At 69.0% G+C, this 25,402-nt stretch carries 20 protein-coding genes; 13 read left to right on the forward strand and 7 right to left on the reverse strand.

Features of this window, described 5'->3' with window-relative positions; all coding sequences use genetic code 11:
* Nucleotides 1–69: 69 nt before the first annotated feature.
* From uca to urtE, 7 genes are all read left to right on the forward strand, one after another.
* On the forward strand, nt 70–3,699 hold the full coding sequence (gene uca, locus N5D30_RS07765; RefSeq protein WP_279908471.1) for an urea carboxylase: 3,630 nt from the start codon (nt 70–72) through the stop codon (nt 3,697–3,699).
* A gap of 1 nt (nt 3,700) precedes the next feature.
* Nucleotides 3,701–4,423, forward strand: coding sequence for a GntR family transcriptional regulator (locus tag N5D30_RS07770; protein WP_279908472.1), 723 nt, complete (start codon nt 3,701–3,703; stop codon nt 4,421–4,423).
* Nucleotides 4,424–4,502: 79 nt separating this feature from the next.
* Nucleotides 4,503–5,768 (forward strand): urea ABC transporter substrate-binding protein, encoded by a 1,266-nt coding sequence (gene urtA / locus N5D30_RS07775; protein ID WP_279908473.1) that lies wholly within the window; start codon nt 4,503–4,505, stop codon nt 5,766–5,768.
* Between the two features lie 257 nt (nt 5,769–6,025).
* Nucleotides 6,026–7,597 carry an urea ABC transporter permease subunit UrtB gene (gene urtB / locus N5D30_RS07780; protein WP_279908474.1) on the forward strand — a complete coding sequence of 524 codons (1,572 nt, stop codon included), beginning with the start codon at nt 6,026–6,028 and terminating at the stop codon, nt 7,595–7,597.
* Nucleotides 7,598–7,722: 125 nt separating this feature from the next.
* The gene (gene urtC / locus N5D30_RS07785) at nt 7,723–8,811 is read left to right on the forward strand and encodes an urea ABC transporter permease subunit UrtC (RefSeq protein ID WP_279908476.1); all 1,089 of its coding nucleotides are present in this window, start codon (nt 7,723–7,725) and stop codon (nt 8,809–8,811) included.
* Complete coding sequence (gene urtD / locus N5D30_RS07790; RefSeq protein WP_279903561.1) at nt 8,808–9,659, forward strand: urea ABC transporter ATP-binding protein UrtD; 852 nt, start codon at nt 8,808–8,810, stop codon at nt 9,657–9,659. Before urtC ends, urtD begins: the two co-directional genes overlap by 4 nt.
* A gap of 92 nt (nt 9,660–9,751) precedes the next feature.
* On the forward strand, nt 9,752–10,450 hold the full coding sequence (urtE, locus tag N5D30_RS07795) for an urea ABC transporter ATP-binding subunit UrtE (protein WP_279908477.1): 699 nt from the start codon (nt 9,752–9,754) through the stop codon (nt 10,448–10,450).
* A 143-nt stretch (nt 10,451–10,593) separates the two neighbouring features.
* On the opposite strand, the gene N5D30_RS07800 is transcribed toward urtE, so the two are convergent.
* The 4 genes from N5D30_RS07800 to eat all read right to left on the reverse strand — a co-directional run bounded on the left by N5D30_RS07800 (nt 10,594) and on the right by eat (nt 16,522).
* On the reverse strand, nt 10,594–12,585 hold the full coding sequence (locus tag N5D30_RS07800) for a methyl-accepting chemotaxis protein (RefSeq protein ID WP_279908478.1): 1,992 nt from the start codon (nt 12,583–12,585) through the stop codon (nt 10,594–10,596).
* Nucleotides 12,586–12,649: 64 nt separating this feature from the next.
* Entirely contained in the window at nt 12,650–13,471 is an 822-nt protein-coding gene (gene eutC, locus N5D30_RS07805; RefSeq protein WP_279908479.1) for an ethanolamine ammonia-lyase subunit EutC, read from the reverse strand.
* A 227-nt stretch (nt 13,472–13,698) separates the two neighbouring features.
* Complete coding sequence (locus N5D30_RS07810) at nt 13,699–15,093, reverse strand: ethanolamine ammonia-lyase subunit EutB (protein WP_279908480.1); 1,395 nt, start codon at nt 15,091–15,093, stop codon at nt 13,699–13,701.
* A 58-nt stretch (nt 15,094–15,151) separates the two neighbouring features.
* Nucleotides 15,152–16,522, reverse strand: a complete 1,371-nt coding sequence (eat, locus tag N5D30_RS07815) for an ethanolamine permease (RefSeq protein ID WP_279908482.1) — start codon at nt 16,520–16,522, stop codon at nt 15,152–15,154.
* A gap of 304 nt (nt 16,523–16,826) precedes the next feature.
* Between eat and N5D30_RS07820 the strand changes: the two genes are divergently transcribed.
* From N5D30_RS07820 to N5D30_RS07830, 3 genes are all read left to right on the forward strand, one after another.
* Nucleotides 16,827–17,876: an AraC family transcriptional regulator gene (locus N5D30_RS07820; protein WP_279908483.1), complete on the forward strand. Its 1,050-nt coding sequence runs from the start codon at nt 16,827–16,829 to the stop codon at nt 17,874–17,876.
* Between the two features lie 43 nt (nt 17,877–17,919).
* Nucleotides 17,920–18,423, forward strand: coding sequence for a GNAT family N-acetyltransferase (locus N5D30_RS07825; RefSeq protein WP_279908484.1), 504 nt, complete (start codon nt 17,920–17,922; stop codon nt 18,421–18,423).
* A 454-nt stretch (nt 18,424–18,877) separates the two neighbouring features.
* Complete coding sequence (locus N5D30_RS07830) at nt 18,878–19,282, forward strand: DUF3592 domain-containing protein (protein ID WP_220811032.1); 405 nt, start codon at nt 18,878–18,880, stop codon at nt 19,280–19,282.
* A 3-nt stretch (nt 19,283–19,285) separates the two neighbouring features.
* Here N5D30_RS07830 and N5D30_RS07835 read toward each other — a convergent pair whose 3' ends face one another.
* Nucleotides 19,286–20,176, reverse strand: a complete 891-nt coding sequence (locus N5D30_RS07835) for an AEC family transporter (protein ID WP_279908486.1) — start codon at nt 20,174–20,176, stop codon at nt 19,286–19,288.
* A 241-nt stretch (nt 20,177–20,417) separates the two neighbouring features.
* Between N5D30_RS07835 and N5D30_RS07840 the strand changes: the two genes are divergently transcribed.
* A complete protein-coding gene (locus N5D30_RS07840) occupies nt 20,418–21,140 on the forward strand; it encodes a TorF family putative porin (protein WP_279908487.1) in 723 nt (240 codons plus the stop codon).
* Between the two features lie 7 nt (nt 21,141–21,147).
* On the opposite strand, the gene N5D30_RS07845 is transcribed toward N5D30_RS07840, so the two are convergent.
* Complete coding sequence (locus N5D30_RS07845; protein WP_220811035.1) at nt 21,148–21,414, reverse strand: DksA/TraR family C4-type zinc finger protein; 267 nt, start codon at nt 21,412–21,414, stop codon at nt 21,148–21,150.
* Nucleotides 21,415–21,520: 106 nt separating this feature from the next.
* Between N5D30_RS07845 and N5D30_RS07850 the strand changes: the two genes are divergently transcribed.
* A complete protein-coding gene (locus N5D30_RS07850; RefSeq protein ID WP_279908489.1) occupies nt 21,521–22,258 on the forward strand; it encodes a transporter substrate-binding domain-containing protein in 738 nt (245 codons plus the stop codon).
* On the opposite strand, the gene N5D30_RS07855 is transcribed toward N5D30_RS07850, so the two are convergent.
* On the reverse strand, nt 22,248–23,111 hold the full coding sequence (locus N5D30_RS07855; protein WP_279903550.1) for an oxaloacetate decarboxylase: 864 nt from the start codon (nt 23,109–23,111) through the stop codon (nt 22,248–22,250). The two genes, N5D30_RS07850 and N5D30_RS07855, sit on opposite strands and share 11 nt — an antisense overlap.
* Nucleotides 23,112–23,358: 247 nt before the next feature.
* Between N5D30_RS07855 and N5D30_RS07860 the strand changes: the two genes are divergently transcribed.
* Nucleotides 23,359–25,398 carry a TonB-dependent siderophore receptor gene (locus N5D30_RS07860; protein WP_279908692.1) on the forward strand — a complete coding sequence of 680 codons (2,040 nt, stop codon included), beginning with the start codon at nt 23,359–23,361 and terminating at the stop codon, nt 25,396–25,398.
* Nucleotides 25,399–25,402: the final 4 nt, after the last annotated feature.

The raw sequence follows: 25,402 nt of genomic DNA on the forward strand, positions 1-25,402 counted from the left end.
TCAGGGCCATAAAACCACCTGCCGCCTGCTTCGCGCTCTTCCGATCTACGCCTAAACGAGGCAACGCCCATGTTCGATACCGTACTGATCGCCAACCGTGGCGAGATCGCCGTCCGCGCCATCCGCACCCTCAAGCGCCTGGGTGTGAAGAGCGTCGCCGTCTACTCCGACGCCGACCGCAACGCCCAGCATGTGCGCGATGCCGATGTCGCCGTCGCCCTGGGCGGCGACAAGCCGGCCGACAGCTACCTGCGCATCGACAAGATCCTCACCGCGGCCAAGGAAACCGGCGCCCAGGCGATCTACCCGGGCTACGGCTTCCTCTCCGAGAGCGCCGAGTTCGCCGACGCCTGCGAGGCGGCCGGCATCGCCTTCGTCGGACCGACCGGCGAGCAGATCCGCGAATTCGGCCTCAAGCACCGCGCCCGCGAACTGGCCGGCGAAGCCCAGGTGCCGATGGCGCCGGGCACCGGCCTGCTGCAGAGCCTGGAAGAAGCCCTCGCCGCCGCCGAAGGCATCGGCTACCCGGTGATGCTCAAGACCACCGCCGGTGGCGGCGGCATCGGCCTGACCCGCTGCGCCGACGCCGAAGCCCTGGCCAGCGCCTACGACAGCGTCAAGCGCATGGGCGAGCAGTTCTTCAGCGACGCCGGCGTGTTCCTCGAACGCTTCGTCGACCAGGCGCGCCACGTCGAGGTACAGATATTCGGCGACGGCCAGGGCCGCGTCGCCGCCCTGGGCGAGCGCGACTGCTCGCTGCAGCGGCGCAACCAGAAGGTGGTCGAGGAAACCCCGGCGCCGAACCTGCCCCAGGCCACCCGCGAGCGCCTGCACGCCGCCGCCGTGCAGCTCGGCGAGTCGGTCAGCTACCGCAGCGCCGGCACCGTGGAGTTCATCTACGACGCCGCCCGCGACGACTTCTACTTCCTCGAAGTGAACACCCGCCTGCAGGTCGAGCACCCGGTCACCGAGATGGTCACCGGTCTCGACCTGATCGAGTGCATGCTGCGCGTGGCCGCCGGCGACGCGCTGGACTGGGCCGCGCTGGACCGCGCGCCGCAGGGCGCCGCCATCGAGGTACGCATCTACGCCGAGGACCCGCTGAAGAACTTCCAGCCCAGCCCCGGCGTGCTCACCGAAGTGCACTTCCCCGAGGGCGTGCGGGTGGATGGCTGGGTCGCCACTGGCAGCGAGGTGTCGGCCTTCTACGACCCGATGATCGCCAAGCTGATCGTCCACGGCCAAAGCCGCGACGAAGCCATCGCCAAGCTGCGCGCCGCACTCGGTGAAACCCGCCTGCATGGCATCGCCAGCAACCTCGACTACCTGCGCCAGGTGGTGGCCGACCCGCGCTTCGCCCGGGGCGAGGTGTGGACCCGTCTGCTCGATACCTTCGCCTTCAAGGCCAGCGTCATCGAGGTGCTGGAGCCCGGAACCTACTCCAGCGTGCAGGACTACCCGGGTCGCCTCGGCTACTGGGACATCGGCGTACCGCCGTCCGGGCCGATGGACGACTTCGCCTTCCGCCTGGCCAACCGCATCGTCGGCAACCACGCCGACGCCGCCGGCCTGGAATTCACCCTGCAAGGCCCGACCCTGCGCTTCCACTGCGACGCGCTGATCGCCCTGACCGGCGCCGACTGCCCGGCCACCCTGGACGGCGAGCCGGTGGCCTACTGGCAACCGGTCGCGGTCAGGGCCGGCCAGGTGCTCAAGCTCGGCCGCGCGCTCAGCGGCTGCCGCACCTACCTGGCGGTGCGCAACGGCATCGACGTGCCGCTGTACCTGGGCAGCCGCTCGACCTTCGCCCTCGGCCAGTTCGGTGGCCACGCCGGCCGCACCCTGCGCCCGGCCGACACCCTGGCCATCTCCCAGCCCGCGCTGCCGGCCTGCACCACCCCGGCGCCGGTGGCCGCGCCCCAGGCCGTGCACCCGAGCCTGATCCCCAGCTACGGCACCACCTGGAACATCGGCGTGCTGTACGGCCCGCACGGCGCGCCGGACTTCTTCACGCCCGAGGCGATCGAGGAATTTTTCGCCGCCGAGTGGGAAGTACACTACAACTCCAACCGCCTCGGCGTGCGTCTGTCCGGGCCGAAGCCGAGCTGGACCCGCGCCGACGGCGGCGAGGCCGGCCTGCATCCGTCCAACGTCCACGACTGCGAATACGCCATCGGCGCGATCAACTTCACCGGCGACTTCCCGGTGATCCTGACCAAGGACGGCCCCAGCCTCGGCGGCTTCGTCTGCCCGGTGACCATCGCCAAGGCCGAGCTGTGGAAGGTCGGCCAGGTCAAGCCCGGCGACAAGCTGCGCTTCCACCCCATCGGCTTCCAGCAGGCGCAGAGCCTGGAGCAGGCCCAGTTGGGCAGCCTGGAGGCGCTGGCCGCGATCAGCGCGGTGACCCTGCCGGCGCCGTCGCTGCAGCCGGAGGACACCGTGTCCGCCACCGTGCTGGCCGAGCTGCCGGCCGAAGGCAGCCGCCCGCGGGTGGTCTACCGCCAGGCCGGCGACGCCTACATCCTGCTGGAGTACGGCGACAACGTGCTGGACCTCGCCCTGCGCCTGCGCGTGCACCTGCTGATGGAAGCGCTGAAGGCCGAGCCGCTGCGCGGCCTGGAGGAACTGGCGCCGGGCGTGCGCTCGCTGCAACTGCGCTACGACAGCCGCGTGCTGCACCAGCAGGCGCTGATCGACCACCTGCTGGGCCTGGAACAGCGCCTGGGCGACGTCGCCGAGCTGAAGGTGCCGACCCGCATCGTCCACCTGCCGATGGCCTTCGAGGACAGCGCCACCCTCGGTGCCGTCACCCGCTACCGCGAGACGGTGCGCAGCGAAGCGCCCTGGCTGCCGAACAACGTCGACTTCCTGCAGCGCATCAACGGCCTGGCCAGTCGCGACGAGGTGAAGGATATCCTGTTCGACGCCAGCTACCTGATCCTCGGCCTCGGCGACGTCTACCTCGACGCGCCCTGCGCCGTGCCGCTGGACCCGCGCCACCGCCTGCTCAGCTCCAAGTACAACCCGGCGCGCACCTACACCGCCGAGGGCACGGTGGGCATCGGCGGCATGTACATGTGCATCTACGGCATGGACTCGCCCGGTGGCTACCAGCTGGTAGGCCGCACCCTGCCGATCTGGAACAAGTTCGTGAAGAACGCCCAGTTCGAGAACGGCGAGCCCTGGCTGCTGCGCTTCTTCGACCAGGTGCGCTTCTACCCGGTCAGCGAGGCCGAGCTGGACGACTTCCGCGAGGCCTTCCGTGAGGGCCGCGCCCAGGTCCGCATCGAGCAGGGCGAGTTCGACTTCGCCGAGTACCAGCGCTTCCTCGCCGCCAATGCCGACGGCATCGCCGCCTTCCAGGCCTGGCAGAAGGCCGCCTTCGACGCCGAGGTGCAGCTGTGGCAGGACGACGATCCGGCCGCCGCCGCGCCGCTGGTCGTCGCTCAGGAGGACGACGGCGACCTCGACGGCCACCTGGTCAGCGCCGACATGTGCGGCAGCGTGTGGAAGGTGCTGGTCGAGCCCGGCCAGCATGTCGAGGCCGGCACCCCGCTGCTGGTGGTCGAGGCGATGAAGATGGAGCTGGCGGTCACCGCGCCGGTGTCCGGCATCGTCAAGTCGGTGCGCTGCGCGCCAGGCAAGGCGGTGACCCCGGGCGACGCGCTGCTCCTGCTGGTGCCGGGCGAGGCCGCCTGAGATGCAACTGGTCGGTCCCGATAAGCGCGGCCGCGAGCGCCCGGAGAACCTGGCCGAGCGCATCTACGCCCAACTCAAGGACGACATCTTCGAGTTCCGCCTGCTGCCCGGCGACCGCTTCTCCGAGGGCGAGGTCGCCGAGCGCATGGAGGTCAGCCGCACGCCGGTGCGCCAGGCCCTCTACCGGCTGGAGCGCGAGGGCTACCTGGAGGTGTATTTCCGCAGCGGCTGGCAGGTGCGGCCGTTCGACTTCCACTACTTCGAGGAGCTGTACGAAGTGCGCATCGTCCTCGAACTGGAAGCGGTCAGGCGCCTGTGCGACCGGCCGGCCGGCGAGCTGCCGGCGCCGCTGGAGGAGCTGCGCCGGACCTGGATGGTCCGCCCCGAGAACCGCCTGCAGAACGGCCGCGCCGTGTCGCTGCTCGACGAACGCTTCCACTGCCAGCTGGTGGAGGCCACCGGCAACCGCGAGATGGCCCGCCTGCACGCGGAAGTCAGCGAGAAGATCCGCATCATCCGGCGCCTGGATTTCACCCAGGAGCCGCGCGTGGAGGCGACCTACGCCGAACACGCCCAGATTCTCGGCGCGATCCTGTCGCGCCGCCCCGAAGAAGCACAGCTGTTGCTCAGGACCCACATCGAACTGAGCAAGGCGGAAGTGCGCAAGATCACCCTGCACATGCTGCACAGCGCCCGGCAACGGGCGATGGCCGGGCAAGGGTGACGCGATGACCTTTTGGACGACTGCCAACCCATAACCAGAAATCAGCAGTACTCAAACTAGCTCGAATGGAGATCGCACCATGCAACGACGCAGCCTGATCAAGGCCTTCACCCTTTCCGCTTCCATCGCCGCCATGGGCATGACCTGGACCGTCCAGGCCGCCGAGACCATCAAGGTCGGCATCCTCCACTCGCTGTCCGGCACCATGGCGATCTCCGAGACCTCGCTGAAGGACATGGCGCTGATGACCATCGACGAGATCAACGCCAAGGGCGGCGTGGGTGGCAAGCAGCTGGAGCCGGTGGTGGTCGACCCCGCCTCCAACTGGCCGCTGTTCGCCGAGAAGGCCCGCCAGCTGCTGACCCAGGATAAGGTCGACGTGGTGTTCGGCTGCTGGACCTCGGTATCGCGCAAGTCCGTGCTGCCGGTGTTCGAGGAACTCAACGGCCTGCTGTTCTACCCGGTGCAGTACGAGGGCGAGGAAATGTCGCCGAACGTGTTCTACACCGGCGCCGCGCCGAACCAGCAGGCCATCCCGGCCGTGGAATACCTGATGAGCGAGGACGGCGGTGGCGCCAAGCGCTACTTCCTGCTGGGCACCGACTACGTCTACCCGCGCACCACCAACAAGATCCTGCGCGCCTTCCTGCACAGCAAGGGCGTGCAGGACAAGGACATCGAAGAGGTCTACACCCCCTTCGGCCACAGCGACTACCAGACCATCGTCGCCAACATCAAGAAGTTCTCCGCCGGCGGCAAGACCGCAGTGATCTCCACCGTCAACGGCGACTCCAACGTGCCGTTCTACAAGGAACTGGCCAACCAGGGCATCGACGCCACCGACATCCCGGTAGTCGCCTTCTCGGTGGGCGAGGAAGAACTGCGCGGCATCGACACCAAGCCGCTGGTGGGCCAACTGGCCGCGTGGAACTACTTCCAGTCGGTGGACAACCCGGTCAACACCGCCTTCGTCGACAAGTGGAAGGCCTACGCCAAGGCCAAGAACCTGCCGAACTACCAGACCGCAGTGACCAACGACCCGATGGAAGCCACCTACGTCGGCATCAACATGTGGGCCCAAGCCGTCGAGAAGGCCGGCACCACCGACGTGGACAAGGTGCGCGAGGCCCTGGCCGGCCAGTCCTTCGCCGCGCCGAGCGGCTACACCCTGACCATGGACAAGACCAACCACCACCTGCACAAGCCGGTGATGATCGGAGAGGTCCAGGAAGACGGTCAGTTCTCCATCGTCTGGCAGACCGAGGGCCCGCTGCGTGCCCAGCCCTGGAGCCCCTTCATCCCCGGCAACGACAAGAAGCCGGACCATGCGGTGAAGAGCAACTGAGGCGGGTGAAGCTTTCGGAAGTCCGCGTGTGCCATGGCATCCCTCACCCCCAGCCCCTCTCCCAAAGGGCGAGGGGTGACGGAGCGCCAGGCAACGTAGACCTCTCATGAAACCGCACGCTTCCCCTCTCCCTCCGGGAGAGGGGCCAGGGGTGAGGGTCTTGCGCCCCACTCTATAGCCGTAGCCCGGATGCAATCCGGGAATCGCCACCCCGGATTGCATCCAGGCTACGGCCACCTGCAAAGGACTGATCCGCAATGCCCACTGCCTTGTTCCGAATCCTGCTGTCACTGGCGCTGCTGCTGCCGCTGACCGCCCATGCCGGGGACGCCGCCGACTTCGTCGCCGCCAGCCCGGCCAGACAGGCCCAGCTCCTCGAAAGCTGGGCCGCGCAACCCGATACCACCCGCCAGCCGCTGCTCGACGCCCTGCAGCAGGGCCGCGTCGGCGTCGATGCAGCCAAGGCCGCCTTCTACGAAGTCGACGGAGCCTGGCAGGCCGCCGAAAGCTCCGCCGCGGCCGACGGCACGCCGAAGAAGCTGCGCCTGAACAACCGCCTGCGCGGCCTGCTGGCCAACGTCCAGGCCAGCCAGCAACTGCTCGCCGAGGAACCGGCCAGGCGCCTGGCCGCCGCCCGGCAGCTGCAGAAGAGCGCCAAGCCGGCCCAGCTGGAACTGCTCAACGCCCGCGTCGCCGGCGAACAGGACGAGGCCGTGCGCGCCGCCCTGGCGCTGGCCCTGGCCAACCTGCAGCTGGTCGATGCCGACCCGCAGGTCCGCCTGAAGGCCGTGCGCCTGCTCGGCGAGAGCGGCGATCCGCAGGCCCGCACCCGCCTGGAAGGCGTGCTGGCCGACGGCGCCGAGAGCGACGCCGCGGTGCGCACCGCGGCCGAGACCAGCCTGGTGCAGGTCGAGCGCCGCCTGCTGATCGGCGAACTGCTCGGCCAGGCCTTCAGCGGCCTGAGCCTGGGCAGCATCCTGCTGCTGGCCGCCCTCGGCCTGGCCATCACCTTCGGCCTGCTCGGGGTGATCAACATGGCTCACGGCGAGATGCTGATGCTCGGCGCCTACACCACCTACATGGTGCAGATCGCCTTCCAGCGCCTGGCCCCGGAATACCTCGCCCTCTACCCGCTGGCCGCGCTGCCGGTGGCCTTCTTCGTCACCGCCGCCATCGGCATGGCGCTGGAGCGCACGGTGATCCGCCACCTCTACGGCCGCCCGCTGGAAACCCTGCTCGCCACCTGGGGCATCAGCCTGATCCTGATCCAGGCGGTGCGGGTGATCTTCGGCGCGCAGAACGTCGAGGTTGCCAACCCGCAGTGGCTGTCCGGCGGCGTGCAAGTGCTGCCCAACCTGGTGCTGCCCTACAGCCGCATGGTGATCATCGGCTTCGCCCTGTTCGTGGTGGCACTGACCTGGCTGCTGCTGAACAAGACCCGCCTGGGCCTGAACGTCCGCGCCGTGACCCAGAACCGCAACATGGCCGCCTGCTGCGGCGTGCCCACCGGCCGGGTGGACATGATGGCCTTCGGCCTCGGCTCCGGCATCGCCGGCCTCGGTGGCGTGGCCCTGTCGCAGATCGGCAACGTCGGCCCGGACCTGGGCCAGAGCTACATCATCGACTCCTTCCTGGTGGTGGTGCTCGGCGGCGTCGGCCAGCTGGCCGGCAGCGTACTGGCCGCCTTCGGCCTCGGCATCGCCAACAAGCTGCTGGAGCCGCAGATCGGCGCCGTGCTCGGCAAGATCCTGATCCTCGCGCTGATCATTCTGTTCATCCAGAAGCGTCCGCAGGGCCTCTTCGCACTGAAAGGACGGGTGATCGACTGATGACCTGCGACCGTTATTTCGCCATCGAGCGTAGGGCGGGTGAAACCCACCGGACCGACCGGACGCCATCACTGCAGCGGCGGGTTGCACCCGCCCTGCGGACTTAAAGGACGAGTGATCGACTGATGAATGCGATAAACCAAACGTTGCTGGCACGCACCACCGCCAAGCTCGGCCCGCAGGTCTCGCTGGCCGTCGGCCTGCTGGTGCTGGCGCTGCTGCTGGCCATGCCGCTGTTGCACCTGCTGCCGGCGGACCACGCCCTGCACGTCTCGGCCTACGGCCTGACCCTGGTCGGCAAGATCCTCTGCTACGCCATCGTCGCCCTGGCGCTGGACCTGGTCTGGGGCTACGCCGGCATGCTCTCGCTTGGCCACGGCCTGTTCTTCGCCCTCGGCGGCTACGCCATGGGCATGTACCTGATGCGCCAGAGCGCGGGGGACGGGCTGCCGGCCTTCATGAGCTTCCTCGCCTGGACCGAGCTGCCCTGGTACTGGTACGGCACCAGCCACTTCCTCTGGGCCCTGTGCCTGGTGGTGCTGGCGCCCGGCCTGCTGGCCCTGGTGTTCGGCTTCTTCGCCTTCCGCTCGCGGATCAAGGGCGTGTACTTCTCGATCATGACCCAGGCGCTGACCTTCGCCGGCATGCTGCTGTTCTTCCGCAACGAGACCGGCTTCGGCGGCAACAACGGCTTCACCAACTTCCGCACCATCCTGGGCTTCGACATCACCGCACCAGGCACCCGCGCCACCCTGTTCCTGTGCACCGTGCTGCTGCTCGTCGGCAGCCTGGTGCTGGGCTTCATGCTGGCGCGCAGCAAGTTCGGCCGGGTGCTGACGGCGCTGCGCGACGCGGAGAACCGCCTGATGTTCTGCGGCTACGACCCACGCGGCTACAAGCTGTTCATCTGGGTCCTGAGCGCGGTGCTGTGCGGCCTGGCCGGCGCGCTGTACGTGCCGCAGGTGGGCATCATCAACCCCAGCGAGATGTCGCCGACCAACTCCATCGAGGCCGCCATCTGGGTCGCCCTCGGCGGGCGCGGCACGCTGATCGGCCCGCTGCTCGGCGCCGGCCTGGTCAACGGCATGAAGAGCTGGTTCACCGTGGCCTTCCCCGAATACTGGCTGTTCGCCCTGGGCGCGCTGTTCATCGTCATTACGCTGTTCCTGCCGAAAGGCGTCATCGGCCTGCTGAAAAAGGAGAAGGACCAATGAGAGTCGCTCCGGTACCCGAATTCATGCTCGAACCCGCCTTCGACCCGGCCGGCAGCGGCCGCGACGCGGTCGGCCTCGGCAGCGCGGCGGGCAAGGGCCTGGACGTGCGCCACGGCACCATCCTGACCCTGGAAGACATCAACGTCAGCTTCGACGGCTTCAGGGCGCTGACCGACCTGACCCTGTACATCGGCGTCGGCGAACTGCGCTGCATCATCGGCCCCAACGGCGCCGGCAAGACCACCATGATGGACGTGATCACCGGCAAGACCCGCCCGGACAACGGCGTCGCCTACTTCGGCGACACCCTCGACCTGACCCAGATGAGCGAGGTCGAGATCGCCCAGGCCGGCATCGGCCGCAAGTTCCAGAAGCCCACGGTGTTCGAGGCGCTGAGCGTGTTCGAGAACCTCGAACTGGCGCTGAAGACCGACAAGTCGGTGTGGGCCAGCCTGCGCGCCCGGCTCTCCGGCGCGCAGAAGGACCGCATCGAGGAAGTGCTCGCCACCATCCGCCTGGATGCCTCGCGCCATCGCCCGGCCGGGCTGCTGTCCCACGGCCAGAAGCAATTCCTCGAGATCGGCATGCTGCTGGTGCAGGAGCCGCAACTGCTGCTGCTCGACGAGCCGGTGGCAGGCATGACCGACGCCGAGACCGAGTTCACCGCCGAGCTGTTCAAGTCGCTGGCGCGTAAGCACTCGCTGATGGTGGTGGAACACGACATGGGCTTCGTCGGCAGCATCGCCGACCACGTCACCGTACTGCACCAGGGCAGCGTGCTGGCCGAAGGCTCGCTGGAAGAGGTGCAGGCCAACGAGCGGGTGATCGAGGTCTACCTCGGCCGCTGAGACAGGACCCGGTGCGCACGGCGCACCCCACAAGCACGGTGCCGTCCGTAGGGTGCGCCGTGCGCACCAAGAAACGAGGTTGAGGACAGAACATGCTGCAAGTCCAACAGCTCCACCAGTACTACGGCGGCAGCCATATCCTGCGCGGCCTGTCCTTCGAGGCCAGGATCGGCGAGGTCACCTGCCTGCTCGGGCGCAACGGCGTGGGCAAGACCACCCTGCTGAAATGCCTGATGGGCCTGATCCCGGCCAAGGAAGGCAAGGTCGAGTGGGAAGGCCGGGCGATCAACGCCTACAAGCCGCACCAGCGGGTGCATGCCGGCATCGCCTACGTGCCCCAGGGTCGCGAGATATTCCCGCGCCTGACCGTGGAGGAAAACCTGCTGATGGGCCTCTCGCGGTTCGGCGCCAGCGAGGCCAGGACCGTGCCGGAATTCATCTACGAGCTGTTCCCGGTACTGCGCGAGATGAAGCACCGTCGCGGCGGCGACCTCTCCGGCGGCCAGCAGCAACAGCTGGCCATCGGCCGCGCCCTGGCCAGCAAACCGCGCCTGCTGATCCTCGACGAGCCCACCGAGGGCATCCAGCCCTCGGTGATCAAGGAGATCGGTGTGGTCATCCGCAAGCTCGCCGAGCGCGGCGACATGGCCATCCTGCTGGTGGAGCAGTTCTACGACTTCGCCGCCGAGTTGGCCGACCAGTACCTGGTGATGAGCCGCGGCGAGATCGTCCAGCAGGGCCGCGGCGAGACCATGGAGGCCGATGGGGTACGCGGCCTGGTGGCGATCTGAAAGGCTATGTCTGAGTTGACTGTTGTCAGGGGGCTCAACCCTTGTGGGAGCGGCGCACAACGGTAGCCATCTGAAAACCTGTTCACGATCTCCTGGACTGGAGCCGGAAGATCGCGAACAGGCTCTGAACGCCCTCCCCGAACTCAGCCGCCCCGGCTCATCCGCCCCAGCCGCTCGGACAGCGCGTGCATGCCCCGGCCCAGCTCGCGCAGGGTGCCGGCGTCGCGCGCACCGTCCTCGCTGGCGGCGTGGATGCGCACCGCCAGCTCGTTGATCTCCTGGGCCACGTGGCTCTGCTCCTGGGCCGCCACGGCGATCTGCTGGGCGCGCTGAACGATGTCGTCGAAGCTGGTCACGGTGTCGCCCAGGGTCAACGCCACGCCGCCGGCCTGCTCCACCGCCGCGCGGGTGCGCTCGGCGCCGCCCTGCATGGTGGCCACCGCCTGGCCGGAGGCCTGGCGCAGGGCGCCGATCATGTCCTGGATTTCGTCCGCCGAGGACTGGGTGCGCCCGGCCAGAGTGCGCACCTCGTCGGCCACCACGGCGAAGCCGCGGCCCTGCTCGCCGGCGCGGGCCGCCTCGATGGCGGCGTTGAGCGCCAGCAGGTTGGTCTGCTCGGAGATCGACTTGATCACCGCCAGCACGCCGCCGACCCGCTCGATGTCCTCGCCGAGCCGGGTGATGGCGCCGGCCGCGCCGACGATCTCGCCGGACAGCGCCTCGATCGACTGGCTGTTGTGCTGCACCCGCTGCTGGCCCTGGCGGGCGGCGTCCAGCGAGTGGCGCGCGGTGTCGGAACAGTCGGTGGTGTTGCTCGCAACCTCCTGAGCGCTGGCCGACATCTGGGTGATGGCGGTGGCCAGCAGGGTGTTGTCCTCGCGCTGCGCCTCGGCCCGCTCGGCGATGCCGTGGGACAGCCGCGCCAGCTCGCCGGCCTGGCGCTCCAGGGTGGCCGACTCCTCGGCGATGGCGTGCAGCATGTCGCGTAGGGAGCCGGCGTACTGGTTCACCGCGCCACGCAGCTCGCCGATCTCGTCCGCGCGGCGTATCTCCAGCTCGCTGGCGCGACCGCCCTGGCCAAGGGTGCGGATCTGCCCGGTGGTTTCCTCGATCTGCGCCAGCAGGCGCTTGCCGGCCAGCCAGGCGAGGCCGAGCAGCAGCACCAGCAACGGCAGCAGGAACAGCAGGATTTCCCCGGTCAGGCGGTTGGCCAGGCCGGTGACCTGGGCCTCCGGCGTCACCAGGCCGACCCGCCAGCCGGTGTCGGCGATGGGTTCCAGGCTGACGTAAGCCGGGCCGCCGAGGCGCCCGTCGTGGCCGAGCAGCAGGGTCCGCGCCTCGCCGCCCCGTTCCAGCGCATCGGCCACCGGGGCGAACCAGGGCAGGTCGCCGCGCAACCCGGCGAGGGTCGGCAGGCCCGCGTTCGAGCGCGCGTCGGGGAAGAACAGCAGGTTGCCGGCGCGATCCACGGCGAAGGCGTAGCCGCCGGTGACGTCGCCTTCGCGCTGGAGGAACTCGGCCAGGCCGTCGAGCTTGAGGTCGAGGGTGGCCACCCCGGCGAAGCGGCCGTCGGCCCGGTAGGGCACGCTGCAGGTGGTCATGGCCACGCCGGTCACCGGGTCCTGGTAGGCGTCGGACCAGACGCAGCGCCCGGCCGGCGCGGTGCGCGCGCCCGTGTACCAGGACTCGCCCTGGTAGGCGGCGATGCCGGCGGCATTGTAGTCGTCGGAGTAGTCCAGCCCGCCCTGGGCGTTGCGCGCCCAGAAGAAGCTGCGCCGCTCGACGCCGGCGGCGAAGGCGCCGGGCTCGGGCCACAGGCCACCGCCGGCGATAGCCGCGTCGCCCTGGCTGTCGATCACGTTGGGCAGCTGGGCCTTCACCAGCGCCTCATCGTGGGGCAGGGTCTCGGCCAGGTGCGCCATCGCCGCCGTGGTGCCTTCGATCAGGCTGAGCTGCAGCGCCAGCTGGCGCGAGATGGCCACCGCCGACTGCTCGGCGGCGGCGCTGCCGACCTCGACCAGCTGCGGCTTGCCGCGCAGGGTCATCACCGAATAGATCGCCAGCGCGGTGAGCGCCAGCAGCAGCAGGATGCCCAGCGTCATGCGCTGGACGATACGGACGGGCATGAACGACATGGCCGGACTCCACAAATACACGTAGGTGGACGGAGGACGGCGCAGCGGCGCCGCCCGTGGCGGATCAGCCGGAAATCAGGAAGTTGTTCAGGGGAGAAGGCGTCCCGCCCTCGAGGGTGACCATCTCCGCTTCGTCCTTGAGATTGACCCCCGACAGCTTGCGCCGGCATGCCTCACGCATGAGGTATAGCAATTTATGGGCCGCCAGGCCGTAGCTCAGTCCCTCCTGGCGCACGTTGGAGATGCAGTTGCGGTAGGCGTCGGTCAGGCCGACCTTCGGTGCCCAGGTGAAGTACAGGCCGAGGCTGTCCGGCGAACTCAGGCCGGGGCGTTCGCCGATCAGGATCACCACCATCCGCGCGCCGAGCAGCTCGGCCACCTCGTCGGCCACCGCCACCCGGCCCTGGCGCACCACGCAGAGCGGTGCCAGCGACCAGCCGTCGCCCGCCATCTGCTCGCGCAGGCGGTCGACGAAGGGCAGCGCGTGGCGCTGGATGGCCAGGGCGGACAGGCCGTCGGCGATCACGATGGCCAGGTCGTAGCCATCCGGATGGCCTTGCCGATGGTCGCGCAGGACCTGCGCCGAATCGGCGTCCAGGCGCCGCCCCAGGTCCGGGCGTTGCAGGTAGGTGTGCCGGTCGGGCGCGGCGCTGTGCAGCGCCAGGGTCTCCAGCCCGCGCTCGGCCAGCCCCGCACCCAGCGCCTCGGCGTCCAGCGCCAGGTGCACGGCGTCGCGCGCCTGGGCGTGGGCGAACTGGAAATCCAGCTGCGCGCCGGTGGGCAGGCTGGTGCCGGCACGGCCCAGGGCGATGCGCGCCGGAGTCAGCCGGCGCAGCGCCTGCCAGGGATCGTCGATGGCGCCGCTCGGCGGCTGGTCGTCGTTCATGCACATTCCTCGGACGAGTGCCGATCCGTAGGAGCGAGCTCTGCTCGCGAACCGGCCACGCAAAAAGCTTCGCGAGCAGAGCTCGCTCCTACCCGGCTGCCGATTCCTTGTGCCTCGCATGCGCGGGTTTCACCCGCCCTACGGTCGTTCGTAGGGTGCGCCGTGCGCACCGACCCGCCACCGGTGCGCACGGCGCACCCTACATCGGTCCTATGAGCGGACATGGTCTATCCCAACCGTGCCACGGCCTGGCGGAAGGCCGGCGGCAGCGCGCCGCCGAGGTGGGGCCGGCCATCACGCTGGGAGAGGATTTCCATACGCTCCAGCCAGGCCTCGAACTCCGGCGCGGGGCGCAGGCCGAGCACCTGGCGGGCGTAGAGGGCGTCGTGGAAGGAGGTAGTCTGGTAGTTGAGCATCACGTCGTCGGAGCCGGGGATGCCCATGATGAAGTTGATGCCGGCGGTGCCGAGCAGGGTCAGCAGGGTGTCCATGTCGTCCTGGTCGGCCTCGGCGTGGTTGGTGTAGCAGATGTCGCAGCCCATCGGCACGCCCAGCAGCTTGCCGCAGAAGTGGTCCTCCAGGCCGGCACGGATGATCTGCTTGCCGTTGTACAAGTACTCCGGGCCGATGAAGCCGACCACGGTGTTCACCAGGAACGGGTTGAAATGCCGTGCCACCGCATAGGCCCTCGCTTCGCAGGTCTGCTGGTCGACGCCGTGGTGGGTGCCCGACGACAGCGCGCTGCCTTGGCCGGTCTCGAAGTACATCAGGTTGTCGCCGAGGCTACCGCGCTTCTGTGACAGCCCGGCTTCATGGCCCTCCCGCAGCACCTCCAGGCTGATGCCGAAGCCGGCGTTGGCCGCCTCGGTGCCGGCGATGGACTGGAACACCAGGTCCACCGGCGCGCCGCGCTCGATGGCGGCGATGGAGCTGGTGACGTGGGTCAGCACGCAGGCTTGGGTGGGAATCCCGTAGCGCTGGATGATGGCGTCGAGCATCTTCAACAGGTCAGTGAGCGCGCCCAGGCTGTCGGTGGCCGGGTTGATGCCGAGCATGGCGTCGCCGTTGCCGTAGAGCAGGCCGTCGAGAATGCTGGCAGCGATGCCGGAAGGATCGTCGGTCGGATGGTTGGGCTGCAGCCGGGTCGACATCCGCCCGCGCAGGCCCATGGTGTTGCGGAAGCGGGTGACCACGCGGATCTTCTGCGCCACCAGGATCAGGTCCTGCACGCGCATGATCTTCGACACCGCCGCCGCCATCTCCGGGGTCAGCCCCGGCGCCAGGGCGCGCAACGCGGCCTCGTCGGCCTGCTCGCCGAGCAGCCAGTCGCGCAGGCCACCGACGGTCAGGTGGGCGACCGGAGCGAAGGCCGCCGCGTCGTGGCCATCGACGATCAGCCGGGTGATCTCGTCGTCTTCGTAGGGAATCAGCGCCTCGTCGAGGAAGTGCCTGAGCGGGATATCCGCCAGTGCCATCTGCGCGGCGACCCGCTCGGCGTCGCTGGCCGCGGCGACGCCGGCCAACTGGTCGCCGGAGCGGGCCGGGCTGGCCTTGGCCATGACTTCGCGCAGACTGTCGAAACGCCAGGTCTGGTGGCCTACCGTGTGGGCAAAAGCGGCCATGGGTGGGCTCCTCGGTGCGGTAGATGCGGGCGCCTCGCGCGGCGCCCGGGTGTCGCGCTCAGGGCTGCTGCGCCAGCATCGAATCGACGGGCACCGAGCTGCGCTGGGCGCCGGTCAGCCTGAAATAGACGAAGCCGATGGTCATCAGGCCGAGGAACAGCAGCGCGATGGTGCCGTTGAACCACAGCATAGCCACCAGGCAGACCACCGCCAGGGCCAGGGCGATGCCCGGCACCACCGGGTAGCCGGGGGCTCGGAAGGTGCGCTCCAGGTTCGGCTCGCTGCGGCGCAGCTTGAACAGGCTGAGCATGCTCATGATGTACATGACGATGGCGCCGAACACGCTCATGGTGATCATCGCGGCGGTCAGGCTCATGCCCTGGAGGTTGATCAGGCCGTCGCTGAAGATCGCCGCGATGCCCACCAGGCCGCCGGCGATGATCGCGCGGTGCGGGGTGTGGAAGCGCGACAGCTTGGCCAGGGACGGCGGCAGGAAGCCGGCGCGGGCCAGGGCGAAGAACTGCCGCGAGTAGCCGAGGATGATGCCGTGGAAGCTCGCCACCAGGCCGAACAGGCCGATCCACACCAGCATGTGCAGCCAGGTGGAGTTCTCGCCGACCACCGTCTTCATCGCCTGGGGCAGCGGATCGTTGATCCCGGACAGCGCCTTCCAGTCGCCCACCCCGCCGGCGAACAGCATCACGCCGATGGCCAGGCTGACCAGGGTCAGGATGCCGGCGATGTAGGCGCGCGGGATGGTGCGCTTCGGGTCCTTGGCCTCCTCGGCGGCCATGGCCGCGCCCTCGATGGCGAGGAAGAACCAGATGGCGAACGGGATGGCGGCGAAGATGCCGGCCACCGCGGGCAGGCCGAACACGTCGCTGCCGGCCCAGCCGTCGATGACGAAGTTGCTGAAGCTGAAGCCCGGCGCCACCACACCCATGAACACCAGCAGTTCGAGCACCGCCAGCACCGTGACCACCAGCTCGAAGGTGGCGGCGATGCTGACCCCGAGGATGTTGAGGGTCATGAAGATGAAGTAGGCCCCCACCGCCGCGATCCTGGGGTCGAGACCGGGGAACTGCACGTTGAGGTAGGCGCCGATGGCCATGGCGATGGCCGGCGGGGCGAACACGAATTCGATCAGGGTGGCCATGCCGGCGATCATCCCGCCGGCGGGGCCGAACGCGCGCAGGCTATAGGCGAACGGCCCGCCCGCGTGAGGGATGGCGGTGGTCAGTTCGGTGAAGCTGAAGATGAAGCAGCTGTACATCGTCGCCACCATCAGCGTGGTGATCAGGAAGCCCAGCGTGCCGGCCACGCCCCAGCCGTAGCTCCAGCCGAAGTATTCCCCGGAAATCACCAGGCCCACGGCGATGCCCCACAGGTGTAGGGTGCCCAGGGTGGGTTTGAGTTGGGTTGTCGTCATTTGCCAATTCCTCGAGGTGAGAGCCACGTCGAACGTCGATCGCCCGGCGAGGATATCCAGCCGACCCCGGCCGAGACTTGACCTTGCAAAGTCTGCGCACGGCTCCAGGGTCAACTCGCCAGCGAGGCCGCAGGCCGCGTCGCGCCTGGCTTCTGCGCCATGGGAGTGCAATTCGCCGGAGCCCCGCCCCAACACGATGCAGCGGCATGCGCCCGAGGCATGGCAGGCGCGCCCCGCGTCCGGCCGATGCCCGGGGCACGACTATTGCTACGTCCGCACATCACCCCCACGCGCCCCGTCCCCTATGTCCCTGAACATCCCCCACCCGCTGGCCATGACCGACTCGCCGAGCAACCTCGGCGTGCTGTCGGCCGCCGCCAGCGGCCTGGACCGCTTCATCGGCCAGCAGGGCGGCGACGCGGACCGGGTGTTCGGCGTGGCCGGGATCGACCCCGACCTGCTGCTGCACCCGACCCTGAGCCTCAGCCTGAGCAACTACTGCAAGGTGCTGGAGGAAGCGGCGGCGCAATCCGGCTGCGACAACTTCGGGCTGCGCTACGGCCAGCAGTTCCAGCCGCGCGCCCTCGGCCTGCTGGGCTACGTCGGGCTGTGCTCGGACAGCCTGGAGCAGGCCCTGCAGAACTTCGCCCGGGCCTTCCCCTACCACCAGCACGACACCCTGATCCGCCTGGCGGACATCGGCGAGTGCTACCGCTTCGACTACCAGGTGCGCCACCCGGCGATCCTCGACAAGCGCCAGGACGCCGAGCTGACCATGGGCATGGCTCTCAACCTGGTGCGCCACGTGCTCGGCCCGGAGTGGGCACCGCGCGCCGTGCTGTTCGAGCACACCCGCCCGGAAGGCTGGCGCGAGCACCTGGCCGCGTTCGACGCGCCGGTGCTGTTCGACCAGCCGTGCAACGCCCTGCTGATTCCCAAGCGCGACCTGGCCGGCCAGGCGATGCCCGAGCGCGACCCGGTGCTGCTGATGCTGGTGCAGGACGCCATCCAGCGTCTCGGCGGCCAGCAGCACCGCCAGTGTCTGGTCGACCAGGCGCGCGGCCTGGTGCGCGACGCCCTGCCACTCGGCGAGCCGGCGCTGGAACAGATCGCCGCCGGCCTCGGCCTGACCCCGGCCGCCCTGCAGCGCCGCCTGCGCGAGCAGAACCTGAGCTACTCCGCGCTGATCGACCAGGTGCGCCGCGAACTGGCCCTGCACTACCTGCGCCGGCGCCTGCCGGTCAGCGAACTGGCGCCGCTGCTCGGCTACTCCGAGACCAGCGCCTTCTCCCGCGCCTTCCGCCGCTGGTTCGACGCCAGCCCGCGGCAATGGCTGCAGACCGCCACCGCCTGAGCGCGCCGGGGTACACTGGCCGCCCGAACCGACGACCGACACCATGACGTCCTACCTGATCCGCGACGCCGGCGAAGCCGACCTCAAGGGCATCCTGCCCATCTACAACGACGCCGTGCAGCACGGCACCGCCATCTGGAACGAAACCCCGGTGGACCTCGCCAATCGCCGAACCTGGCTGGCCGAGCGCAACGCCGCCGGTTTCCCGGTGCTGGTGGCGGTGGACGCGGCCGGCGGCGTGCTCGGCTATTCCAGCTACGGCACCTGGCGCGCCTTCGACGGCTTCCGCCACACGGTCGAGCACTCGGTCTACGTGCGCGCCGACCAGCAGGGCAAGGGCCTGGGCAAGGCGCTGCTGCAGGCGCTGATCGAACGCGCCCGCGCCGCCGGCCTGCACGTGATGGTGGCCGCCATCGAGCGCGAGAACGCCGCCTCCGTCGCCCTGCACCAGCGGCTCGGCTTCGCCGTCACCGGGCAGATGCCCCAGGTCGGCCGCAAGTTCGGCCGCTGGCTGGACCTGACCTTCATGCAGCTGGTCCTGGAGTGAGAACCTGCTCAAAGTCTGCTGCGCGTCGGAAAAACGGCGTTGAAAGCGACTTCGGAAAGCAGCTTGCTGCTAACGCGCTTTAGCGCGGTCAGAAGGGTGAGCAGAGCGAGTCATGCTCATTTACCACTCGTAAACGCTGCTTCCTCAGCCACTTTCGCCTTGTTTTGGACATGTACCCGTTACGGGTTGGTGGCGTCATTCTGCTTTTGTGGAAGCGGCTGGGCGGCATTCCGATTGGCCGCGACATTCGCGGATGAATCCGCTCCCACAAGGTGTGCAATAACTCACGTGGACAGAGCCTCGTTTCTCTCCCCCTCGCAAGACTTCGAACGGGTTCCGAGGGGCCCGGGAATACTTCCCGTTCCCGCATGGCTGTGAGCGCCGTCACGGTAAGTCCGCCGCGACCCCACTACCCTGAGTCACCTCATCCTTGGACGACAGGAGCTCGGTCCCCATGGCCTCGCCTTCTCTCTCCCGTTCCAGGGGCATGCCGTTCGCCCTGATCGGTGCGTTGCTGCTACTGGCAGCCGCTCATACCTTTTCCCAGCGCCTCGACTTCCTGCAGACGGCCAAGTCCGCCTCGGGCCAGGTCAGCGCCCTCGACGCCAACGGCTCGCAGCCGCTGATCGATTTCGTCGACGAGCGCGGCAACACCGTCTCCTACGCCCAGTCCGGGCTGGTCTTCGGCTACCAGCTGGGCATGCCGGTGAACGTGCGCTACCTGCCGGATTCCCCAGTCAGCAGCGCGGTCATCGACGACGCCGGCGCGCTCTGGGGCAGCACCCTGCTGCTCGGCCTGCTCGGCGCCAGCATGGCCCTGGCGGGCGTGCCGCCCCTGCGCATCCGCCGCTGGCCCTGAGCGTCACTTGCCGTAGCCAGCCGCGAACAACACGGCCAGCACCAGCGGCATCACGGCCACACTGCCCAGATTGCCGATCAGCACCAGCGCCGCGACCTTGTGCGGCTCCTGGCGGTACTGCTCGGCGACCATGTAGTTGAGCACCGCCGGCGGCAGCGCGGCGAACAGCCAGAGGGTGGCCAGCTGCACGCCCTGCAGGTCCAGCAGATGGGCCAGCGGCCAGGCCAGCAGCAGACCGCTCGCCGGGCAGGCCACGGCGCCAAGCAACCCGATGCGCCACGCGCCGAAATCCACGTCGAGCATGCGCACACCGAGGGCGAACAGCATCAGCGGGATGCTGATCTCGCCGAGCATGCGGCAGGCCTCCAGCAGCCAGCCCGGCAGCGGCACGCCGCCCAGGTTGACGGCCAGACCGGCGACGCTGGCGATCACCACCGGCACCCGCAGCAGGCGCCACAGCGGCGCATGGCGGTCGAGCATGTGCAGGCCCACCGAGAAGTGCAGCAGCATCTCCACCACGAACAGCACCACCGCCGCCGGCAACGCCTGCTCGCCGAACGCCAGCACCATCAGTGGCAGGCCCATGTTGCCGGCGTTGCTGAACATCATCGGCGGCAGGAAGGTGCGGAAGTCCAGCCGGAACAGGCGCGCCAGCGGCCACAGCAGCAGGCCCGAGCCCAGCACCACCCCGGCGCCGGCCAGCGCCAGGCCGGCATAGTCCTGCAGCGGCGCCTGGCGCTCGGCCAGCACCACGAACACCAGCAGAGGCACGAACAGCTCCATGTTCAGCGTGTTGAGCTGGCGGATGTCCGGGCTGCGGAAACGGCCATAGAGAGCCCCGCAACCGGCGATGAGGAACACCGGCAGCAAGGTGGCGAGGATGGAGGACAGCATGGAGACTCCGGCGGGCGAAAAACTTCGTTAGCTTCGCAAGTATCACCCCGTCCCGGCAATGTCCCACGAGCCGACCGCACGTCGATCCAGCTCCGCCAATCGACGAACGGACGCCCGCGCCAGACCTCCGCGGTTATTCTCGGACCGCTCTAGAAAGCCACTTCCACCATGGCGAGGCGCCCCAGAGAGCCCGCCCCGATCACCTCGCTTCTGCCAGCGACAGCATCATGGGGAATCCGCTATGCACATTCGAAGACTCCTGCTGGGCAGCCTCGCGCTGCTCGCCTGCGCCAGCGCGCAGGCCTACGTGATGGAACGCGAACTCGCCGGCTACGACCTGCGCCTCGCCACCCAGCCGACCCGCAGCATGGCCCAGGGCCTGATCCAGCCCAGCGCCAGCGGCACCTTCCACGGTGGCCTGGACCTCAGCCGCGAGGACGGCTGGTACTTCGGCGGCTGGGCGCCGAGCATGGGCCTGCTCGACGGCGGTCTGCCGCAGCTGGACGCCTACGCCGGCCTGCGGCGCCCGCTGGACGACCGCCTCGGCTACGAAGTGGGGCTGATCCGCTACAGCCGCCTCGGCGTCGACGGCCTCGACCACAACCAGTACTACGCCGGCCTGACCCTGCTGGAGAGCCGCTTCGGCCTCGCCGTCGCCGACCGCCCGGGGCGCCAGGACGGCAACCTGCTGCTGGACCTCGCCCTGCCCCGCCCGCTCGACCTGGGCATGACCCTGCAATATGGCGCACACCGCCTGGACAACCCGGTCAGGCTGGGTTCCGGCGCCCAGGTGCGCTCCTTCGGCGACTGGTCGCTTAACCTGACGCGGGCCTGGGGCGGCAACGCGCTGAAGCTCTCCTACGGCGGCTCCTCGCTGGGCGGCGAGCGCTGCGCCGCCTACTCGGGCAACAACGGCCAGTGCGAGGGCCTGCTGATGATCCGCGCGGAACGTCCGCTGCTGTGACGCCGGCTCAGCGCAGCTGGCTGTCCTTGCTGCCGCGCCGGTTGTAGCCGCTGAACGCCGCCTGCTCCCTGTCGTGCTCGGCCTGGCACTTCACGCACAGGCGCACGCCGGGCACCGCCTCGCGGCGGGCCTGGGGGATCGGCGCATCGCACTCCTCGCAGCGGCTCAGGCTCTCGCCCCGGGGCAACTGGCTGCGGGCGCGGGCCACCGCGTCCTCGATGCTGCTGTCGATCTGCTCCTGTACCGCATCGTCGTTGGTCCAGCCTCCGGCCATGATGACCTCCGGATAGGGGTTGGTCCTGAAGATATGGGCGCCCGCCGGCCCGAATGCAAGCGCGACGCCGGACTATGCTGGAAGGAACAGCGGAAGGAGTCCGTCGATGCCCTGCTCTCGTCTGCTCGCGGCCCTCGCGCTGGGCTGCTGTGCGCTGCTGGCCCGCGCCGAAACCCTGGTCGCCATCGACAACGCCAATCCGCCGTTCATGTACCTGCACGACGGCCAGGCCCGGGGGCTGTATCCCGCGATGCTGGAGGCGGTGTTCGCCCGCCTCGGCGAGCCCCTGAGCCTGCAGGCCATGCCCTGGAAGCGCGCCCTGCTCAAGGGCGCCGCCGGCGAGGTGGGCATCGGCGGCATCTACCGCAACACCGAGCGGCTGCGGGTCTTCGATTATTCCGCGCCGATCTACGAGGAGCGCCTGGTGCTCTACGTGCGGCGCGACCGGGCGTTCGACTTCCGCAGCATCGAGGACCTGCACGGCCGCCGGATCGGCGTGATCCGCGGCTGGAGCTACACCGACGACTTCGACCGGGCGGTGCGGGAGGGGCGCATCGACGCCCAGCCGGGCAGCTCCGACGAGGCCAACCTGCGCAAGCTGGCGTCCGGCCGGCTGGACGCCGTGGTCGTCATCGAGATGGCCGCCAGGCGGCTGCTGGAACAGGACGGGCTGGAACAACTCCAGCCGCTGCCGCGACCGCTGAGCATCAACCCCACCTACCTCGTGTTCGCCAAGCAGGCCCGGCGCCAGGACCTGCTGCTGCGCTTCGACCAGGCGCTGCGGGAGATGCGCGAGGACGGCTCGCTGCAGCGCCTGATCGACGAGGCGACCGCTATTCCTTGACGTTCATGTACTCGCGCGCCCAGACGATGTAGTCCTCGGGCTGGGTGTACTTGTGCGTCAGCTCGGTGGCGTTGAGGTCGCTGGCGGCGATCCCGCGCTGCTCGCGCAGGCAGTCGTAGGTGGCCTTGATCGCGGCAAAGTAGGCGGCGTGGCCGTCGACCACGATGCGCACGCCGAGGCTGGCCAGGCGGGCATCGTCGCGCAGCAGCGGGTTGCCGTAGCTGACCAGCATCAGCGGCACATTGAGGTTCTCGGCGATCAGCTCCAGGTGGGCGAAGTCGCGCACGCCCACCATGCAGATGGCGTCGGCGCCCGCCTCCTGGTAGGCGCGGGTGCGGTGGATCACCTCATCGACCTCCAGCACGCCGGCATGGGTGCGGGCGATGATCGACAGCGCCGGGTCCATGCGCGCCTCCAGCGCCGCGCGGATCTTGCCGACGCCCTCGGCGACGCCGATCAGGTCGGTCGACTTGCGCCCGAACTGGGCCGGCAGCAGCGTGTCCTCGAGAGTCAGGGCGGCGATCCCGGCGCGCTCCAGCTCGGTCACCGTGCGCATCACGTTGAGCGCGTTGCCGTAGCCGTGGTCGGCGTCGGCGATCACCGGCAGCCGCGCCACCCGGCCGATGCGGGAAGCCTGCTCGACGAACTCGCTGAGGGTGATCAGAGCGAAATCGGGCGCGGCCAGAACTTGTAGTGAAGCTACAGAACCGCCCAGGATGCCGACCTCGAAGCCGAGGTCGGCGGCGATCCGCGCGGACATGGGGTCGAACACCGACGCGGTGTGATAGCAGGCATTCGAGTCGAGAAGCGCGCGGAACTGCGCGCGAAGATCGTGATGTGAAGCTCTGTGCATGAAAGGCGCCACGGCTGGTTCGTCGTACTTTTGGTCGGACCAATTATGTAGCAAAACTACAAAACCAGCCAAGTACCCCGGCCCTTCTTCATGCAGGGCGCATACCGGGACACCATTCACAAGCCTGCCCACCTGTCGCTGCGGGAGCTGGATTTCTTCGATTTTATTTTGTTATGTTATTACATCTATATAGGAAAGCAGCATGAAAAAGCTCATCTACATATCGATAGTAATATCCTCCCTGGTCATGCAGGGCGCCGTGGCGCAGGAGGCCGTGCAGCTGGAGAGCGTGACCATCAGCGGCGACCGCTACGAGAGCGCCACCGGCCCCGTCGACGGCTACCGTGCCACCCGCTCGGCCACCGCCACCCGCAGCGACGTCGATATCCGCGACACGCCGCAGAGCATCGAGGTGGTGCCGGCGCAGGTGCTTGAAGACCTCAACACCACGCGCATCGACCGCGCCCTGGACTTCGCCGGCGGCGTGTCGCGGCAGAACAACTTCGGCGGCCTCACCTTCCTCAACTACAGCGTGCGCGGCTTCACCACCGGTGAGCTGTACCGCAACGGCTTCGCCATCAACCGGGGCAGCTACAGCGCGCCGGACGCCTCCGGCATCGAGCGCATCGAGGTGCTCAAGGGGCCCTCGGCCAGCCTATACGGTCGCGGCGACCCCGGCGGGCTGGTCAATATCGTCGGCAAGAAGCCCCAGGCCGAGGCGTTCAGCCGGCTCAACCTGAGCGCCGGCAGCTGGGACCGCTACCGCGCCAGCCTGGACGCCAACACCCCGCTGAGCGAGGACGGCAGCCTGCTGTCGCGGATCAACCTGGCGGTCGAGGACAACGGCAGCTTCCGCGACCACGTGGGCAACCGCCGCCAGGTGGTCACGCCTTCGCTGAGCTGGCAGCTCGACGCGGACACCCTGCTGCAGCTCGACGCCGAGTTCGCCCGCACCGAATCCGTGTTCGACCGCGGCCTGCCGGCGGTCGGCGGCGAGCTGGGCACGGTGCGCCGCTCCGCCTTCTTCGGCGAACCCAACGACGGCGACGTCCGCAACGACAACCAGACCCTGGACCTGGCCCTGGAGCGCCACCTCGACGAAGGCTGGAAGCTGCGCCTGGCCAGCCACTACACCCAGGGCCATCTGCGCGGCGACAGCTCCGAGCCGCAGCGGCTGATCGGCGACACCCTCACCCGCTTCTACCGCCAGCGCGACTTCGAGTGGAACGACAGCATCACCCAGGTCGAGCTGCACGGCAGCTTCGAGCTGGCCGGCTGGCAGCACCAGAGCCTGGTCGGCCTGGAATACGAGAACTACCGCAACAGCCAGAAGTATCCCCAGAGCGAGACCCTGGCCAGCTACGGGCTGAACATTCGCAAGCCGGTCTACGGCACGCCCAAGCCGCCGATCACCCGTCCCAACGACTTCCACGAGCGCACCGAGAGCTACGCCCTGAACCTGCAGGACCAGGTCGCCTTCACCGACCGCCTGCGCGGGCTGCTCGGCGTGCGCCTGGAACGGGTCGAGCAGCGCTCGCTGAACCGCGCCAGCGGCGTCGCCAACGAACAACGCAAGGACGTCGCCACCCCGCGCATCGGCCTGCTCTACCAGCTCGTCCCCGAGGTCGGCCTGTTCGCCAACGCCGGCACCTCGTTCAAGCCCAACGCCATCGGCAGCCGCGGCGAGGTCTACCAGCCCGAGAAGGGCCTGGGCTACGAGACCGGGCTCAAGCTGGACCTGCTCGACGGCCGCCTGGGCGGCAGCGTGGCGCTGTTCCACATCGACAAGGAGAACGTCGTCACCACCGACGCCCTCGGCGACAGCGTGGCGGCCGGCGAAGCGCGCAGCCGCGGGCTGGACCTGCAGTTCAGCGGCCAGCTGAGCGACGCCCTGCGCCTGATCGGCGCCTACGCCTACATCGACGCCGAGGTGACCAAGGGCGACGCCGCCCTCCCGGCCGGCAGCGACCTGCTCGGCATCCCCCGCCACAGCGGCAGCCTGCTGGCCGTCTACGAGTTCCAGCACGGCGCGCTGCGCGGCTCGGACATCGGCGCCGCCGTCACCCACGTCGGCGAACGCTCCGGCCAGGCCGGCAGCGACTTCCGCCTGCCGGCCTACGAGACCCTCGACCTGCTGGCCCACTACAAGGCCAGCGAGCAGGTCACCCTGGGCGTCAACCTCAACAACCTGTTCGACCGCAAGTACTACGAACGCACCTACAACAGCGTCTGGGTACTGCCCGGCGAACCCCGCAACCTCAGTTTCAGCCTGACCCTCGACCTCTGACCGA

Origin of the sequence: Pseudomonas sp. GD03875 (assembly GCF_029840585.1) — a bacterium.
GTDB classification, from domain to species: Bacteria; Pseudomonadota; Gammaproteobacteria; order Pseudomonadales; family Pseudomonadaceae; genus Aquipseudomonas; species Aquipseudomonas paralcaligenes.